15 protein-coding genes are annotated in these 16,549 nt (G+C 67.3%); 2 read left to right on the forward strand and 13 right to left on the reverse strand.

Translation table 11 applies throughout. The features are described from left to right. Window positions 1-30: 30 nt before the first annotated feature. The 7 genes from ACI3KT_RS08925 to ACI3KT_RS08955 form a co-directional block, all read right to left on the reverse strand. Window positions 31-876, reverse strand: coding sequence for a metal ABC transporter permease (locus tag ACI3KT_RS08925; RefSeq protein WP_404903707.1), 846 nt, complete (start codon window positions 874-876; stop codon window positions 31-33). Next, window positions 873-1,700, reverse strand: a complete 828-nt coding sequence (locus ACI3KT_RS08930; RefSeq protein ID WP_404903709.1) for a metal ABC transporter ATP-binding protein — start codon at window positions 1,698-1,700, stop codon at window positions 873-875. The genes ACI3KT_RS08925 and ACI3KT_RS08930 overlap by 4 nt, the downstream gene beginning before the upstream one ends. After that, complete coding sequence (locus tag ACI3KT_RS08935) at window positions 1,697-2,695, reverse strand: metal ABC transporter substrate-binding protein (RefSeq protein WP_404903711.1); 999 nt, start codon at window positions 2,693-2,695, stop codon at window positions 1,697-1,699. The genes ACI3KT_RS08930 and ACI3KT_RS08935 overlap by 4 nt, the downstream gene beginning before the upstream one ends. 240 nt (window positions 2,696-2,935) lie before the next feature. Beyond that, window positions 2,936-4,609 carry a glycoside hydrolase family 13 protein gene (locus ACI3KT_RS08940; protein ID WP_404903713.1) on the reverse strand — a complete coding sequence of 558 codons (1,674 nt, stop codon included), beginning with the start codon at window positions 4,607-4,609 and terminating at the stop codon, window positions 2,936-2,938. Window positions 4,610-4,696: 87 nt separating this feature from the next. Next, entirely contained in the window at window positions 4,697-5,575 is an 879-nt protein-coding gene (locus tag ACI3KT_RS08945) for a carbohydrate ABC transporter permease (RefSeq protein WP_404903714.1), read from the reverse strand. Continuing rightward, window positions 5,575-6,486 (reverse strand): carbohydrate ABC transporter permease, encoded by a 912-nt coding sequence (locus tag ACI3KT_RS08950; RefSeq protein WP_404903716.1) that lies wholly within the window; start codon window positions 6,484-6,486, stop codon window positions 5,575-5,577. Before ACI3KT_RS08950 ends, ACI3KT_RS08945 begins: the two co-directional genes overlap by 1 nt. Then, window positions 6,483-7,781: an ABC transporter substrate-binding protein gene (locus ACI3KT_RS08955; protein ID WP_404903718.1), complete on the reverse strand. Its 1,299-nt coding sequence runs from the start codon at window positions 7,779-7,781 to the stop codon at window positions 6,483-6,485. The genes ACI3KT_RS08950 and ACI3KT_RS08955 overlap by 4 nt, the downstream gene beginning before the upstream one ends. Before the next feature lie 101 nt (window positions 7,782-7,882). Here ACI3KT_RS08955 and ACI3KT_RS08960 point away from each other — a divergent pair, with 101 nt between their 5' ends. After that, window positions 7,883-9,103: an ROK family protein gene (locus ACI3KT_RS08960; protein ID WP_404903720.1), complete on the forward strand. Its 1,221-nt coding sequence runs from the start codon at window positions 7,883-7,885 to the stop codon at window positions 9,101-9,103. Window positions 9,104-9,155: 52 nt separating this feature from the next. Here the strand turns inward: ACI3KT_RS08960 and ACI3KT_RS08965 are convergent, their stop codons facing one another. The 5 genes from ACI3KT_RS08965 to ACI3KT_RS08985 all read right to left on the reverse strand — a co-directional run bounded on the left by ACI3KT_RS08965 (window position 9,156) and on the right by ACI3KT_RS08985 (window position 15,569). Then, on the reverse strand, window positions 9,156-10,757 hold the full coding sequence (locus tag ACI3KT_RS08965; protein WP_404903722.1) for an ATP-dependent nuclease: 1,602 nt from the start codon (window positions 10,755-10,757) through the stop codon (window positions 9,156-9,158). A gap of 175 nt (window positions 10,758-10,932) precedes the next feature. After that, complete coding sequence (locus ACI3KT_RS08970) at window positions 10,933-12,288, reverse strand: dihydrolipoamide acetyltransferase family protein (RefSeq protein ID WP_307292793.1); 1,356 nt, start codon at window positions 12,286-12,288, stop codon at window positions 10,933-10,935. A 22-nt stretch (window positions 12,289-12,310) separates the two neighbouring features. Next, window positions 12,311-13,291 carry an alpha-ketoacid dehydrogenase subunit beta gene (locus ACI3KT_RS08975; protein ID WP_292904664.1) on the reverse strand — a complete coding sequence of 327 codons (981 nt, stop codon included), beginning with the start codon at window positions 13,289-13,291 and terminating at the stop codon, window positions 12,311-12,313. Window positions 13,292-13,293: 2 nt separating this feature from the next. Continuing rightward, window positions 13,294-14,418, reverse strand: coding sequence for a pyruvate dehydrogenase (acetyl-transferring) E1 component subunit alpha (gene pdhA / locus ACI3KT_RS08980; protein ID WP_404903724.1), 1,125 nt, complete (start codon window positions 14,416-14,418; stop codon window positions 13,294-13,296). 83 nt (window positions 14,419-14,501) lie between these two features. Next, window positions 14,502-15,569 (reverse strand): histidinol-phosphate transaminase, encoded by a 1,068-nt coding sequence (locus ACI3KT_RS08985; RefSeq protein WP_292904660.1) that lies wholly within the window; start codon window positions 15,567-15,569, stop codon window positions 14,502-14,504. Window positions 15,570-15,644: 75 nt separating this feature from the next. On the opposite strand from ACI3KT_RS08985, the gene ACI3KT_RS08990 reads away from it, so the two are divergent. Next, the gene (locus tag ACI3KT_RS08990) at window positions 15,645-16,049 is read left to right on the forward strand and encodes a phage holin family protein (RefSeq protein WP_404903726.1); all 405 of its coding nucleotides are present in this window, start codon (window positions 15,645-15,647) and stop codon (window positions 16,047-16,049) included. Window positions 16,050-16,071: 22 nt separating this feature from the next. Here the strand turns inward: ACI3KT_RS08990 and ACI3KT_RS08995 are convergent, their stop codons facing one another. Next, window positions 16,072-16,536, reverse strand: a complete 465-nt coding sequence (locus ACI3KT_RS08995; RefSeq protein ID WP_292904656.1) for a hypothetical protein — start codon at window positions 16,534-16,536, stop codon at window positions 16,072-16,074. Window positions 16,537-16,549: the final 13 nt, after the last annotated feature.

Below are 16,549 nucleotides of genomic sequence, written 5' to 3' on the forward strand. Positions count from 1 at the left end.
CCCGTACATCACGACGATCTCATTCGTGATCTACCTGGTCTGCCGGGCGCCGACCGCCCGGCAGACCAGGTAGATCACGAATGAGATCGTCGTGATGTACGGGCTGACGGGAAGAGTGCCCATGATCGCGAGCAGGATGCCGCCCACGGCCGACGAGATGCCGAAGACGGCCGCGAGCACCGGGACCGCCACGGGCCCGGTCGCCACTCTCAGGGCGGCGGCGGCAGGAGTGACGACCAGCGCCATCACCAGCAGTGCGCCGATGATGTGCACGGCGACGGCGACGACGAGTCCGAGCAGCAGCATGAAGGCGAACGAGACGCCGACCACGGGCACTCCCCGCGCCGCAGCAGCCTGCGGGTCGAGCGAGTCGAATCGCAGCGGACGCCAGATCAGCAGCAGACCGACGAGCACGAGGCCGCAGATGCCGGCCAGCCAGCTCAGCTGCGCCGACTGCACCGACACGATCTGCCCGGTGAGCAGACTGAACCGCCCGGCGGCCCGGCCGTTGTAGAGCGACAGGAACAGGATGCCGAGGCCGAGGCCGAACGGCATCAGCACGCCGATGATCGAGTTCCGATCCCTGGCGCGAGCGCCGAGCCAGCCGATGATGGCCGCCGCCAGCAGCGAACCGACGAGCGATCCGGCGACCACGTCGACGCCGATGAGCAGCGCCGCCGCGGCTCCGGCGAAGGAGAGCTCGCTGATGCCGTGCACCGCGAACGCCATGTCGCGCTGCATCACGAACAGGCCGATGAGACCGCCGACCAGTCCGAGGATCGCGCCTGCCCAGACGGAGTTGGAGACCAGGGCGAGGATCTCGCCGTACTGCGCGACGCCGCCGAACATGGCGTTGCCGATGTCGTCGAGGTTCACGCCTCGTCCCCTTCATGGCCATCGTGGTGGTGCGCGGTCTGCTCAGCATCCGGAGCACCGACGACGACGAGCCGCCCGCCCGCCTCGAGCACGTACACCGGCGCTCCGTACAACTCTGAGAGCACCTCTGTCGTCAGCACCTCCTGCGGGGTGCCGAGGGTGAACTGCCCGTTGGCGATGTACAGGATGCGGTCGACGATCTCGAGCACGGGGTTGACGTCGTGGGTGACCAGCAGCACTCCGGCACCGGTGCGGCGATGTGCATCGATGAGGCCCACCACGGCCTGCTGGTTGGCGAGGTCGAGACTCGTCAGCGGCTCGTCGCACAAGAGCAGGCGCGGGCTCCCGGCCAGCGCCTGGCCCACGCGGAGTCGCTGCTGTTCTCCCCCGGACAGGATGCCGACGGGCTTGTCGGCGAATGCACGGGCGCCCACCGCATCGATCAGCTCATCGGTGCGCGCCCGATCGCCGCGCCGGGGGATGGGCAGTCCGAAGCGGTGCCCGTCGATGCCGAGCGACACGAGGTCTCGGCCGCGCATCGAGGTCTCGGCGGGCAGCGGCCGCGCCTGGGGCAGGTAGCCGATGCGCCGGTTGCCGCGCCCGCGGACCGGATGGCCGAGGGCCGTGATGCTCCCTGCCGAGAGCTGCTGGAGCCCGAGTATCGCGCGCAGCAGGGTCGTCTTGCCGGATCCGCTCGGGCCGAGCACGGCGACGAGCTCGCCGGGCGCGACGTCGAGGTCCAGGCCCTGCCAGAGCTCGCGGTCGCCCCGCCGTATCGCGGCGCCGCGGATCTGCAGCGGCGCCGCGTCGGAAGGAGAGGTCACTTGTCGAGATTACCCGCGAGAGTGGTGATGTTGTCCTGCATCCACGTGATGTAGGTCTTGCCTTCGGGCACCACCTCGGTGACCTCCTGCACGGGGGTGCCCGCGGCCTTCGCCGCGTCGATCACCTGGGTGGTCTCGGCCCCGCCGGTCTGCGCGTTGGCGAACAGCACCTTGACGTCACCGGCCTTGAGCAGATCCAGGGCGTCCAGCAGGGTGGCCGGCGGCACGTCCTGACCCTCCTCGACCGCTTCGCTGAACGCCTCGGGCGTGACGTTCTCGAGACCGGCGCTCTGCGCGAGGTACAGCGGCACGGGCTCGGTGACGAAGATCTTGTCACCCTCGTGGCTGCTCTTGATCGTGGCGAGCGATTCCTCGAGACCGGCCAGATCGCTCTGGAAGTCGGCGAGGTTCTTCTCGTAGTCGGCCTTGTTCGCGGAGTCCAGGTCGATGAGCTGCTCGGCGATGGCCTCTGCGACGTGCTCCATGGTGTGCGGGTCGTACCAGACGTGCTCGTTGAAGCCCTCGATGTGGTCGTGCCCCTCATGCGTGTCGGCGCTCTCGGTGGGCTCGCTCTCGTGCTCGTGGCCGTCCTCGCCCTCGGCGTGGTCGTGCACCTCGGCGCCCGGGTAGTCGTGCGAGTACTCGACGGCCGTGACGACCTCGGCATCCGCGCCTGAGGCGTCGCGCAGCGATTCCATGTACGAGTCGTAGCCGCCGCCGTTCTCGACGATCAGCTTCGCCTTCTTCACGGTGAGCTGATCGGATGCCGACGCCTCGTACTCGTGCGGATCCTGAGACAGCGAGGAGATGATCGACGTCACGTCGACGTGGTCGCCGCCGATGCGGCTGGCGATGTCGCCGTAGACGTTGGTCGAGGCGACCACGCTGATGCCCCCCTCGCCGTCGGTCGCCGCCGAACCGGTCGATGCCGAGCAGCCCGCGAGGGCGAGAACGGCGACGGAGGCGAGCGTGACGGAGGCGAGTGGCTTGTGCATGCCTCCACTCTAAACGCTAATGAGAACCATTATCAACTCGGCGGAAACAACCCCGTAGCCGGTCGTTGAGCGAGCGATGGTCGTTGAGCGAGCGAAGCGAGACGAAACGCAGCATCCGCCCTACGGGTAGGACACAGGCGTTTCGTCACTTCGACTCGCTTCGCTCGCTCAGTACGGCGCTCGTCGCTGCGCTCCTCGCTCAACGACCGGCACACACGAGGCGCTGCGAGAGTCCTGGCGTCAGCCGATCAGGCCCGCCGGCGCGATCCACACCGTCGAGTCCCCCGGCAGCGCCCCCTCGGTCACCGGTCCGAGCACGACGTCCGCGGCATCCGCTCCCAGGTCGAAGGACTCAGAGCCGAAGTTCGTCACGACCTGCCATCCGTTCGGTCGCGCGAACCGCAGCACGTCGGCACGGCCCGTCTCGATCCACTCCAGGGTCTCGTCCGCCTGCAACCGGCGGCGCAGCCGCAGAGCCTCGCGATACAGCGACAGCGTCGATGCGGGGTCCGCGGCCTCGACGTCGACCGCGTAGTCCGCGAACCAGGCCGGCTGCGGCAGGTGGGCGTCGCCGCCGAATCCGAAGGACGATCCGGATGCCGTCCACGGCAGCGGCACGCGGCATCCGTCCCGCCCGAGGCCGTCGAACTCGCCGCCGCGGAAGAACGCCGGGTCCTGGCGCTGTTCGGGCGCGATCTCGGCGACCTCCTGCAGGCCGAGCTCCTCACCCTGGTAGAGATACGCGCTGCCGGGCAGGCCGAGCAGCAGCAGTGTGGCGGCGTGCGCACGGCGCAGACCCTGTTCGAGATCGATGCCGTCGGCCGGTCCGCCCGCGGCGACCCACTCGGTGCCCTGCTTGACCGCTCGTCCTTCGAGAGCCGGCAACCCGTAGCGGGTCGCGTGCCGGGTGACGTCGTGGTTCGAGAGCACCCAGGTCGTCGACGATCCGCTCATCTGCGACTGCGCGAGGTTCTCGGCGATCACCGAGCGGAACTGCCCCGCATCGAAGTCCGCGACCAGCAGGTCGAAGTTGAACGCCTGGCCGAGCCCCTCCGCCGATGCGTACCGCGCGCGACGCTCAGGCGTCGACACCCACGCCTCGGCGACCGCGGTGCGGGGCGGGTCGTACTCGTCGAAGACCCGACGCCACTCCGCGTAGATCTCGTGCACATCGTCGCGGTCGATCAGCGGATGCTTGCCGTCCTGCGGGAGCGCATCGAGCTCGGCCCGACTGGGCAGGGGCTCGGTGAGATCCTTCGTGAGCATGTGTGCCACGTCGATGCGGAAGCCGTCGACGCCGCGGTCCGACCAGAAGCGCAGGGTCTTCAGGAAGTCGGCCCGCACCTCGGGGTTGTCCCAGTTCAAGTCGGGCTGCTCGGTGGCGAAGTTGTGGAAGTACCACTGGCCGTCCTCGACGCGCTCCCACGCCGGGCCGCCGAACACCGAGACCCAGTCGGTCGGCGGTTCGGAGCCGTCGGGGCCCGTGCCCTCGCGGAAGATGTAGCGCTCCCGCGCGGCCGAGCCGCGCCCTGCGGCGAGCGCCTCCTGGAACCACTCGTGCAGGTCGGAGGTGTGGTTGGGGACGATGTCGACGACGACGCGGATGCCGCGCTCGTGGAGAGCGGCGACCATGGCGTCGAAGTCGTCGAGCGTTCCGAGCCGCGGGTCGACGTCGCGGTAGTCGGCGACGTCGTATCCGCCGTCGGCCAGCGCCGAGGGGTAGAACGGGCTGAGCCAGACGGCGTCGACTCCGAGGTCGGCCAGGTAGTCGACACGGGAGACGATGCCGGGGATGTCGCCCAGTCCGTCTCCGTTCGCATCGGCGAAGCTCCGCGGGTAGATCTGGTAGACGGCGGCCTGACGCCACCATGCGGCGGCGTCGACCTTGCGGGTCTCGACGAGAGCGTCGGTCATGAGAGGTGGTGCTCCTTGTTTCTTGTAGGTGGTTCTTCGACCGGAACGCCCGGTCGTTGAGCGAGCGAAGCGATGCGAGACGCGGGCTCAGCCCTTGACGGCGCCCTGCGTGACGCCCTCCATGACCCAGCGCTGCGTGAACAGGTAGGCCACGATAGCGGGCGCCATCGCCATGAGGTACGAGGCGAACGAGACGTTGTAGTTGTTGCTGAACTGGGTCTGGAACAGGTTCTGCCGCACCGGCAGGGTCTGCAGCGCCGGGTCGGAGATGATCAGCGACGGCATCATGAAGTCGTTCCAGGCGTAGAGGAAGGCGAAGATCCCCACCGTGGCGCTCATCGGCGCGAGCAGCGGGAAGATCAGCTTCCAGAACGTCTGCCAGGTCGTCGCACCGTCGATGCGCGCGCTCTCCTCGAGCTCCAGCGGGATCGACCGCAGGAACGCGGTGAACAGCAGCACGCTGAAGCTCAGCTGGAACATCGTGGCGAGGATGATCACGCCTGCCGGGTTGTCGAGACCGACCCGTCCGGTGAGCTGGATCTGCGGCAGCGCGACGACGGGGAACGGGATGAACATGGCCGCGAGCAGGTAGAAGAACGAGTAGCGGAACAGCCGGCGGTCCCAGTTGCGGACGATCGCATAGGAGGCGAAGGCCGCCAGCACGATCGTGGCGATCACGGTGCCGGCCGTCACGAGCAGCGAGATGCCTGCTCCGACCGGGAACTTCGTGAGGTTCCACGCCGCGATGAAGCCGTCGATGCTGAACGGCGCCGGAAGCGAGAAGGCGTTGCCGTCGACCGCCTGACCGTTGGTCTTGAACGCCATCGAGATCGTGACGTACAGCGGCAGCAGCACGGTGACGGCGCAGAGGATCAGGATGATCGTGCCCGACCAGTTGACACGCTCCATCCTGACGCGGGGCTTGCGGCCGGAGGCGGTGACGGTGGTGAGTGCCTGCGTCGACATCAGAGTGCGTTCCTTCCGCGAGTCATCGAGAGTTGGAGCAGCGAGATGAGGATGGCGACGATGAAGAAGATGGTCGCGTTGGCCATCTGATAGGCGTAGTCGCCGCCGTTGAAGCCCGCGATGATCGTCATCGCGACGCTGCGGGTGGAGGTGCCGGGGCCGCCGTTGGTGAGGCCGATGATGATGTCGTAGGCGTTCAAGAAGCCCTTGAAGCCGAGGATGATGTTGATCACGACGTAGCCGGCGACGAGCGGGACCGTGATGCGCAGCAGCTGCTGGCTCTTGTTCGCTCCGTCGATCGAGGCCGCCTCGTACACCTCGCCGGGCACAGACAGCAGCCCGGCGATGTAGATGAGCAGCGTGCCGGGCACCGCCTGCCAGGCGGTGACGATCACGATCGCGATCCACGCGAGGTCGGGATTCGCCAGCAGGCTGGTCTCCAGCCACGGGATGCCGGTGGCCGCACCCGCCGCGGGGAGCGAGTTCGAGAACAGGAAGTTGAAGACGTAGGCGATGATGATGCCCGAGATCACCATCGGGATGACGAAGATCGTGCGCAGTCCGGTCTTGAAGCGGATGCGCGAGGTGAGACCGACCGCGAGCAGGAACGCGACCACGTTCACCACGATCACGGTGGCGATCGAGAATCCGAACGTGAACAGGTAGCTCTGCAGAACAGCCGGATCGCTGAAGATGGCGATGTAGTTGGTCACCCCGTTGAAGCTCCAGTCGCCGATGCCGATGGAGTCGGTGAAGCTGAAGAAGATGCCGATCACGCCGGGCAGGGTGATCGCCAGGGTGAACAGCAGCAGCGTCGGCAGCAGGAAGAGGTAGTAGATCGGCTCGACCCGACGTGAGCTGCGGCGTGCGGTGCGATCGCCTCGTGTGACGATCGTGGTCGTGGTGCTCATTCGCCGGACTCCTCTGTCTCGGTCTTCACGACGGGTGCGCGGAACGCGACGCGCGCCCAGTCGGCATCCATCGTGCTGAGTGTCTTGCGCGGGTCGGCTCCCAGCACCATCGCCTGGGCGTAGTTGAAGACCGGGATGGTCTTCGGCACGAGCACCGACGGGCCCTGGTAGATCTTCCCGTCGTCGTAGTAGTCGATCATTCCGGCGATCCGCGGATCGCTCGGTGCGGGAGCGTTCTTGGTCGGCGTGAACCCGAGCTGGGACTCGTTGTAGGCCTCGATGTGCTCGGGTTGATACAGGTACTCGAGGAAGTCGCGGGCCGCTTCCTGGTGGCGCGAGCCCTCGGGGATCATCGCTGCGAGATCCATGTTGACCCGCACGGCCAGGTCGGACGCGTCGTCGGTCATGGGCAGCGGGAATGTGCCGAGCTGCAGGTCGGGCGCGGTCTTGGCGATCTCGCTGAAGGCCCACGGGCCCTGCAGGTACATGGCCGCCTCGCCCTTCGAGAATGCGAGGTTGCCGTCGCCGTAGCCGCGGCTCGCCGCGTCGTCATTGACGTAACCGCCGGTGAGCTCCAGCATCCGATCGATCGGCTCGGCGAAATCGTTCTGGAACGACGCCGACGACTCGGGCCCGACGTCTGCGCCCTCCGCGTTCAGCTGGTCGAAGAAGTCGATCACGTCGGTCGAGCCGCCGATCGAGTAGTCGTACCAGCCCTGGCCGATGGTCCAGTCGTCCTTGAAGGTGGCGTAGAACGGCGTGATCCCTGCGGCTTTCAGTTGATCGCACACGGCGATGAGCTCATCCCAGGTGGTGGGCACCTCGAGTCCCTGAGCCTCGAAGATCTCCTTGTTGTAGATGACGGATGCGGCCATCACCGAGTAGGGCAGCGCACTGGTGCGCCCCTCGCACGAGCCGTACTGGTCCATCAGGGGCTGCAGGTCGTCGCGGACGGATGCCGCGGCATCCGTGTCGGAGAGGTCGGTCAGCGCGCAGCGCTGCACGAAGCGGGCGACCTCCATGTTGTAGTTGGCGAGCATGATGTCGGGCGGGTTGCCACGGACGAAGCTGGCCGAGACCACGTCGACGCCGGAGGTGTCGATCTCGACGCGCACGTCGTCCTGCGAAGCGTTGTAGTCGGCGACGAGCTCGGTCATGAACTCGATCGCCTCGCGTTTGCTGAACGTGAAGCGGATGGTCTCGCGGCCGTCGCCGGCCGCGCATCCGGCGAGGGCCGTGCCGAGCAAGGCCAGCGCTATGGCGCCGGCCGCGGCGCGTAGGGGTTTGGGAGACACCGTCGTCCTTCCGATTGCTAGATCCGTAGAGTAAATCTAGTGAGCGAATTTACTTCGTCCGGGGGTACTCTCTCATTGGGGAGAGGGACGGGTCAAGAGTCGTGACAGAAGTTTCCGCAGGTCTTGGCACCGGTCGCGCGAGCGTCGGGGCCGTTCTCGACTTCGCCTGGGCCGCCGGGGAGTTCACCGCCACCGAGGTCATGGCCGGCACCTCTCTCACCCGCTCGACCGCGATCGACGCGGTCGACACCCTGGTCAGCGCCAAGATCCTGCGCGAGCTGCCGAACGCCCGCGCCGCGGGCGCCTACCGCTCGGGGCGCCCCGCCCGCCGCTTCGTGCTCTCCCCCGACCTCGGGGTCGTGATCGGCGTGGATGCCGGAGACACGCACCTCGCGGTGACCGTCGCCGACCCGCTCGAGTCCACCCTCGTGAGCCATCGGACGCAGCTCGACCCCACCCACTCCCCCGCCGAACGCCGCGCGGCGATCCTCGAGCAGCTCGCGGCCGCCCTCGCCGAGGCCGGCCGCGACCGCGACGACGTGCTCGCGATCTGCGTGGGCGTCGCCGCCCCCGTCGACCGCGACGGGATCTCGCCGCCGCATCCCGACGGTTTCTGGGAGCGCACGAATCCGGGCCTCGCGGCAGCCCTGAGCGACTGGGCGCCGGTCGTCGAGGTCAAGAACGATGCGCTGCTCGCGGCCGTCGCCGAGGGCTCGCAGGGCGCGGCGATCGGATGCCGCGACTACGTCGCCCTGCTCGCGGGAGAGCGCTTCGGCGGAGGGGTCGTCGTCGACGGTCACCTGCTGCACGGAGCGCACGGCGGCGTCGGCGAGGGCGTCGTCTTCGACCACATCATCGGCGTCGGATCGGCCTTCGGCCTCAGCTACGCCCTGCAGGACGAGGTTCGCGCCGCCGTGTCGAGCGGCGAGATCGCCCGCGACGGATTCATCGGCCGGCTGGCGGGAGCCCGACGAGTCGACCCCCGCGCGGTGCTCGCCCTCGCTGCCGACGGAGACGCGGACGCCGCACTCGTCAGCTCACGCGTCGGCGAGACGCTCTCTCGTGTCGTCGGCGTGCTCGGCAGCATGTACGACCCGGCGCGCGTGATCATCTGCGGCGCCGTCGCCGAGAGCATCGAACCGGTGCTCTCCGCCGCACGCCGCGTGCTGCCCTCGCAGCTGCATCTGCCCGCCCCCGAGCTGCTCGCCTCGTCGCTGGGGGCCGAGGTCGTGTCGCTCGGCGCGGTCGCGACGGCTCGGCGTGCGGCGCAGGAGCGTGCCGTACCGCTGCTCGCGGAGCGGCGGCTGGCGGTGCGGGCGTAGCCGCGATTCAATCTCGTTACCCGTTGCACACTACGCACCGAAACATTCTCGTTCACAGGTCGGAGAGAACCTGCTCGACCATCTCTCGAACTTCACTCTTGGCGTGGGACTTCGCCGTCAAAGCCGCAGATACCCAAGCTGGACCGTGGGTCGCCAAAGACTTGTCGTAGTCCTCCATCTCGCCAACCTTCACGACATAGAGTCCGATGTGAGCAAGCTCCCCAAGAAGCTGGACACAGGCGGAGTAAGACCCACCCGAAGGCAATCCCTGCAAACCAGTCTTCTTGAGAGTCTCCCAAAGTTGGTTCGCGTTCGGAACCTTGGAGAACTCAACCCAAAGATCGTTCATCGCGGTCGTCCAGGTCGCGCCAAGCGCCGTCACGATGCTGATGACGTCAGACCTATTGCGAAGAACATCGAAATCAAGGATTGCTCGCGCCTCGACCCCGAGACTCGTAAGCGCCTGTGCCATCTTAGGCACCCCTCCCTTGCCTCCTGTCGGCAGAAAGAGGACGTCATCCGCGATCGATCGACGGTTGGTAGCGCCTGCAACCACGTCGAGTGCCGCACCGTAAAATCTGCAGTCGCCATCTCCTTCACACATGACTACCCGCTTGTGGAAAAGCCCTTGTACGACATTCGAGTACCGAAGTGCGGGCTGATCCCAGACCGCCGACACGTTCTCCGGCGAGAGTTGCGTGAGGTTCGTAGTGTTGCCTTCGCGGTTCAGTCTCACGAAAGTGACTGCCGAAGCGCTTGCCCCTTCGATAAGTCCCAGCACAATGTCGCGATCATGAGTCGCGAGGATGATCTGATGGTCACCCTCTGCGGCATGACCTGAAAGCCACCGCCCCAGCGCGCGAGCCTGCCCCGGATGCAAGAAGGCTTCTGGCTCGTCGATAAGAAGCACGTTTGGACGTTCCGCCAAGATCAGAAGAACTAGCCCAACGAAGCTACGAAAGCCATCACCTTGGGAATCGAGGGTCGGCAGTTCTGCAACGGCCCGCGCGTAGTCCGCAGTAGGTCGGTTGATGGGCGGTACCTCTACATCAACACGGCCCACACGTAGCCGAACCTCAGCGTTAATCCGGTCCAACACCAGCCCTGCGCCAAAAACTTCCTCAACGACATCCGAAAGCTCTTGTTCAAGATCGCCGTCCCTGAGCAGGCTCGACAGTGGTGAATTCATCGCCCCGTAGCTGCCAGGCTGAATTGCCCCGGAGGCGTATTGGGAAAGCGTTCCCGCGGAGGTCTTCGTTATGAAGTAGCTAGGGATATTTCCAAGATATGTTGAACTTCTACCTTGAAATTGGGTGAACCAGCTGACAAATTCAGGAACCGTGAGCCCGTTGCTGTTAGGAGAGTGTCCGTAGCGACGCGCGTGCCCCGATGGTGTAGCCGCTGGATAGGCATTGGCGACAAGCCATTCCTCAGCCTCCTCGTTTGTCCCACTCGGTCGTTCGGCCGTAGCTGCAGAGATCGTGACGATGTCAAGTTCTTCTTCCGGCGACGATGCCCGAGCATCAATATCCCTCAGCATCTGCGACTTTCCAGCATTGTTGCCACCGACGATGCACGTGACTCCCCGCGCTGGCAAGATGACGGTCTGCCCACCACCGGAGGTGAGCGTCTCAAACCGGTACCGAATCGCCATATCTCAAATATGCCCCATGCAGAGAGCGCACCGCATCCGCACGTGAGATTGCGAGCTCTGGCCGGGCAGTCACGTCGAAGTAGCGCAGGAGCCAGAGCGGTTTACGACGCCGGCTAAGCGGGCGCTCCTGGAGGCCATTCTGGCGTCCAGCTCAGACCACGATCGACAACTCCTGTCAGTCGACGAGCAGTGCGGGCTCCTCGAGAACCGACGCCACGTCGGCGATGAAGCGGCTCATGCCGTCGCCGTCGATCACGCGGTGGTCGAACGAGCCCGCGACCGTGGTCACCCAGCGGGGGCGCACCTCGCCGTCGACGACCCACGGCTTCTGACTGATCGTGCCCATCGCGATGATGCCGGCCTCGCCGGGGTTGATGATCGGGGTGCCCGCATCCATCCCGAACACGCCGATGTTCGTGATCGTGATGGTGCCGCCCTGCTGATCGGCGGGGCTGGTCTTGCCTTCGCGCGCCGTGAGGGTCAGACGGTTCAGAGCGCGAGCGAGGTCTTTCATGCCGAGGTCCTGCGCGTCCTTGATGTTCGGCACGAGCAGACCGCGCGGCGTGGCCGCGGCGATGCCGAGGTTCACGTAGTGCCGCACGACGATCTCGGCGCCGTTGTCGGTCTCGACCCAGGCGGCGTTCACCATCGGGGTGCGGCGGGCGGCCCAGATCACGGCGCGCGCCATGATGAGAAGCGGGGAGACGCGGATGTCGGCGTAGTCCGGCGAGGCCTTCAGGCGCTTGACGAGCTCCATGGTGCGGCTCGCGTCGATCTCCTTCCACACCGTCACGTGCGGCGCGGAGTAGGCGCTCTGCACCATCGCCGACGAGGTCGCCTTGCGCACGCCCTTCACGGGGATCGACTCGGTGCGCGAGTCGTCGACGGGAGCGGATGCCGGAGCCGGCGCGACCCCACGGGCGAGGCCGGCGGGCGCGGCCTGCGGTGCGGGCACGGTCTCCTCGCGCACGGCGCCCCACTCGGGGGTCTGGATGTTGCGGAACACGCTGGCCTGCGAAGCGTGGTTCACCACGTCGTCGCGGGTGACCTCGCCGTCGGCACCGGTGGGAGTCACCGAGGTCAGGTCGACCCCGAGGTCGCGCGCGAGCTTGCGGATCGGGGGCTTCGCGATGACTCCGACCGACGAACGGACGGGGCGTTCGGCCGGACGCTTGCGACGAGATGTCGCACCGCCGCCGGTGCCGTAGCCGACGAGCACCGAGCCGCCGCCCTCTTCGGGAGCCGGGGCCTCGGCCGTCACGACGTGGCCGGGACCTGCGTCGTCTCGAGCATCCGTCACGAACGTGATGATCGGCGTGCCGACCTCGACCGTCGCGCCCTCGGCGACGAGGAGCTCGCCGACGACACCCGCGTGCGGTGACGGCAGCTCGACGAGCGACTTCGCCGTCTCGATCTCGCAGATCACGTCGTTGATCGCGACCGAGTCGCCGGGGGCGACCTTCCAGGTGACGATCTCGGCCTCGGTCAGACCCTCGCCGACGTCCGGGAGGGTGAAGTTCTGCGTGCTCATGGGTGGGGTCCCTTCAGAACGATCAGTAGGCGAGCGAACGGTCGACGGCTTCGAGGATGCGGTCGGCATCCGGAAGGTAGGAGCCCTCGAGCTTCGCGGGTGGGAACGGGGTGTCGTAGCCCGACACCCGCAGCACGGGCGCCTCGAGAGCGTAGAACGCGCGCTCCATGACGGTCGCCGCGACCTCGCTGCCGACGCTCGTGAAACCCTGCGCCTCCTGCGCGTAGACCATGCGGCCGGTCTTGCGCACGGAGTCGAGGATCGGCTCGTAGTCGATCGGCGAGAGCGAGCGCACGTCGACGACCTCGCAGCTCGTGCCCTCGGCTTCGGCGAGCGCCGCAGCCTGCAGCAGCGTGGTGACCATGGCGCCGTGACCGACGAGCGTGACGTCGCTGCCGGTCCTGACGACGCGAGAAGCATGCAGCGGGGCGGCCGACGCATCCAGTTCGACCTCGCCCTTGGGCCAGTAACGGCTCTTCGGCTCCATGAAGATCACGGGGTCGTTCGAGGCGATCGCCTCCTGGATCATCCAGTACGCGTCGTTCGGCGTCGACGGGCTCACCACCCGCAGACCCGGAGTGTGCGCGAAGTACGCCTCGGGGCTCTCCTGGTGGTGCTCGACGGCGCCGATGTGTCCGCCATAGGGGATGCGGATCACGATCGGGAGCGAGAGCTTCCCCTCGTGGCGGTTCGTGAGCTTCGCGAGCTGCGTGGTGATCTGGTCGAAGGCCGGGAAGACGAACCCGTCGAACTGGATCTCGATCACGGGACGGAATCCGACCATCGCGAGACCGATCGCGGTGCCGACGATCCCCGACTCGGCGAGCGGGGTGTCGAGCACCCGCTTCTCTCCGAAGTCGCGCTGCAGGTGCTCGGTCACACGGAACACGCCGCCGAGCTTGCCGATGTCCTCACCCATGAGCAGGACCTTCTCATCGTCCTCCATGGCGCGGCGGAGTCCTGCGTTGAGAGCCTTGCTGAACGGCATCGTCTCGAGAGTCATGATCAGTTCCCCCCTTCGAACGACGCCTCGTAGGCGACGCGCCACGCCTTCTGCTCAGCGATGAGCGGATGCGGTTCGCTGTACACGTGGTCGAACATCTTGTCGGCGCTGGGCGGGCCGAGCTCGACCGTGCGGGCGCGGAGGTCTTCGGCAGCATCCGCCGCCTCGGCCTCGACCTCGGCGAAGAAGCCCTCTGCCGCTCCTCTGTCCGACAGGAACGCGCGCATGCGGGCGATCGGGTCGCGCTGCGCCCACGACTCCTCTTCCTCGGAGCCGCGGTACTTCGTGGGATCGTCGCTCGTGGTGTGCGCGCCGACGCGGTAGGTCACGGCCTCGATGGCTCGAGGACCTTCGCCGTTGCGGGCCTCGTCGAGGGCGATGCGCGACACGGCGTAGCTGGCGAGGACATCGTTGCCGTCCACGCGGACGCTGGGGATGCCGTAGCCCGCGCTGCGCTGAACCAACGGCACGCGCGACTGGGTCGACACGGGCACCGAGATGGCCCAGTGGTTGTTCTGCAGGAAGAAGACCGTTGGGGACTGGTAGCTCGCGGCGAAGACCATGGCCTCGTGCACATCGCCCTGGCTGGATGCGCCGTCGCCGTAGTAGACGATGACGGCCTCGTCGCGGTCGGGGTCGCCGGTTCCGCTGCGACCGTCGAACGACAACCCCATCGCGTAGCCCGTGGCGTGCAGCACCTGCGAGCCGAGCACCAGGGTGTAGAGCCGGGTGTTGCCGTTCTTCGGGTCGGTCGGATCCCAGCCGCCGTGCGAGACGCCGCGCATGAGCTTGATGATGTCGACCGGGTCGACGCCGCGGATGCGGGTGACCGCGTGCTCGCGGTACGACGGGAAGATCGTGTCCTGCGCGCGGGCCGCACGGCCGGAGCCGACCTGCGCGGCCTCCTGCCCGCGAGACGGTGGCCAGAGCGCGAGCTGGCCCTGCCGCTGCAGGTTGGTGGCCTGGGTGTCGATCGCCCGGATGACGACCATGTCGCGGTAGAACTGCTCGAGTTCCGCGTCGCTGATCTTCTCGATCAGCGGGAGGTAGCGCTCGGCAGACTCCGACGGGGCGAACCGTCCGGCTGCGTCGAGGACTTGCACGAGGGGGGTCTCGGAGGTGGTCACGTGCCCACGCTACCCGCGCCCGCATTCCCGGGCACGCATACCTAGGACGCCCTTGTATCTGTCGGGAAACCGGAGGATTGCGCTCAGCGAGCGGTCCGCGCGACCTCGAGCACGCGTCCGATGGACGCTTCTTCTCCGACCGAGATGCGGATGCCGTCGCCCGAGAACGGACGCACGACGAGGTCGTTCTGGGCGAAATGGGCGGCGACGGCATCCGTCTGCTCCCCCGTCGGCAGCCATACGAAGTTGCCCTGCGCATCGGGCACGTCCCAGCCTTGAGCCCGCAGACCGTCGACCAGGCGCGTGCGGCGCTCGGCGATCTGGGCGACGCGCTTGAGCAGCTCGGGTTCGGCGTCGAGGCTCGCGATCGCGGCGTTCTCGGCGGAGGAGGTGACCGACAGCGGGATGCCGGTGCTGCGGGCGGCGTTCAGGACGGTCTCGTTGCCGACCGCATAGCCGATGCGGAGGCCGGCGAGTCCGTAGGCCTTCGAGAAGGTGCGCAGCACGACGACGTTCGGGTGCCGCTCGAACACGCGCTCGGCGAGGCCGTCGACGGCATCGGGAGCCGTGACGAACTCGGCGTACGCCTCGTCGAGGACGATCAGGACGTCGCCGGGCACGCGGGCCACGAAGTTCGCGAACTCGTCGCTCGTGATGATCGGCCCGGTCGGGTTGTTGGGAGTGCACAGGATGATCGCGCGCGTGCGCTCGGTCACGGCATCCGCCATCGCGTCGAGGTCGTGACGGAAGTCGGCGGTCAGCGGGACCTGGATGCCGGTGGCTCCCGCGACCAGCGGCAGGCTCGGGTAGGCCTCGAAGGAACGCCACGCGTAGACGACCTCGTCGCCGACGGACGCAGTGGCGAGGATCAGCTGGTGCAGGATCGACACGCTCCCTGCGGCGACATGCACCTGGTTCGGGTCGACGCTGAAGCGCATGCCGAGACGCTCGCGCAACCGGCCGGCCGTGGCGTCGGGGTAGCGATTGATCGGCGTCGTGTGCTGGAGAGCCTCGAGGACCGACGGGAGCGGCTCGAACGGGTTCTCGTTGCTCGAGAGCTTGAACGCCTCGGGGCCCGCCTGCTTGCCCTGACGGTACGGCGCGAGGGCGGCGATGGCGGGGCGGATGCGGGGCAGGATCGGGTCGGTCACGGTTCCGAGTCTAGAGATTCCGAGATCATGACACCCGCTGACATCTCAGGCCGGGCGTGTGAGACTGAGAGGACTATGCGCTTCATCATCAGAGTCGTCGTGAACGCGTTCGCCCTGTGGGTGGTGACGCTGATCCCCGCCTTGCAGGTGACCGTGACGGCGTTCCCGCCCGGCGAGACGCTGCAGCTCGTGCTCACCCTGCTCGCCGTCGCCGCGATCTTCGCGCTCGTCAACACGATCATCGGCACCGTGGTGAAGATCGTGGCGTTCCCGCTCTACATCATCACCTTCGGACTGATCGGCTTCGTGATCAACGGCTTCCTGCTGTGGCTCACCGCCTGGATCACGCAGTCGTTCGGCTGGGGTCTCACGGTCGGCGACTTCTGGTGGGGCGTGCTGGCCGCACTGATCATCTCGGTCATCAACGGCGTCTTCGGCTTCATCCTGCGCCCGCAGGAGAAGCGGGCGCGCCGCGACTGATCGACCGCCGCCGCCCGCTCGTTCAGCGCATCGCCGACACGAGTCCGGCGATCACCACGATCACCGCGATGCCCGCCCACGCGAACGCGAGGTACTGCATCGGGATGAAGAACAGCGTGTGCACGTTGTAGGCCTTCTTGGTCTGCTCGACTTCGTGCGCGAGCACGGCATCCGCCATCTGCCGCGCTTCCTCGAGAGACGTGGGCTGCGGCTGACCGGGACCGAGTGAGAACCGTCCGGTCGCGACGAGTTCGTCGAGCTGAGCGCGGCGGCCCTGAGCCCAGGCGTCGATCTTGCGCTGCGGACCGGTGCGGTTCATGGCGATACCCGTGAACCAGGTCGCTGCGGCTGCGCCCAGGAGGCCGACCGCGGCGGTGAAGGGCAACGCCGCATCTGGAACGAGCGTCGACGCGAGCCCCAGGAAGAGCATCATGGCGACCGCGGCGTAGATGAACGCCAGAATCCCCCACCCGCGCCAGATGATCATCAGCATTCCCCCC

Origin of the sequence: Microbacterium sp. ZW T6_19 (assembly GCF_044987465.1) — a bacterium.
GTDB classification, from domain to species: Bacteria; Actinomycetota; Actinomycetes; order Actinomycetales; family Microbacteriaceae; genus Microbacterium; species Microbacterium natoriense_A.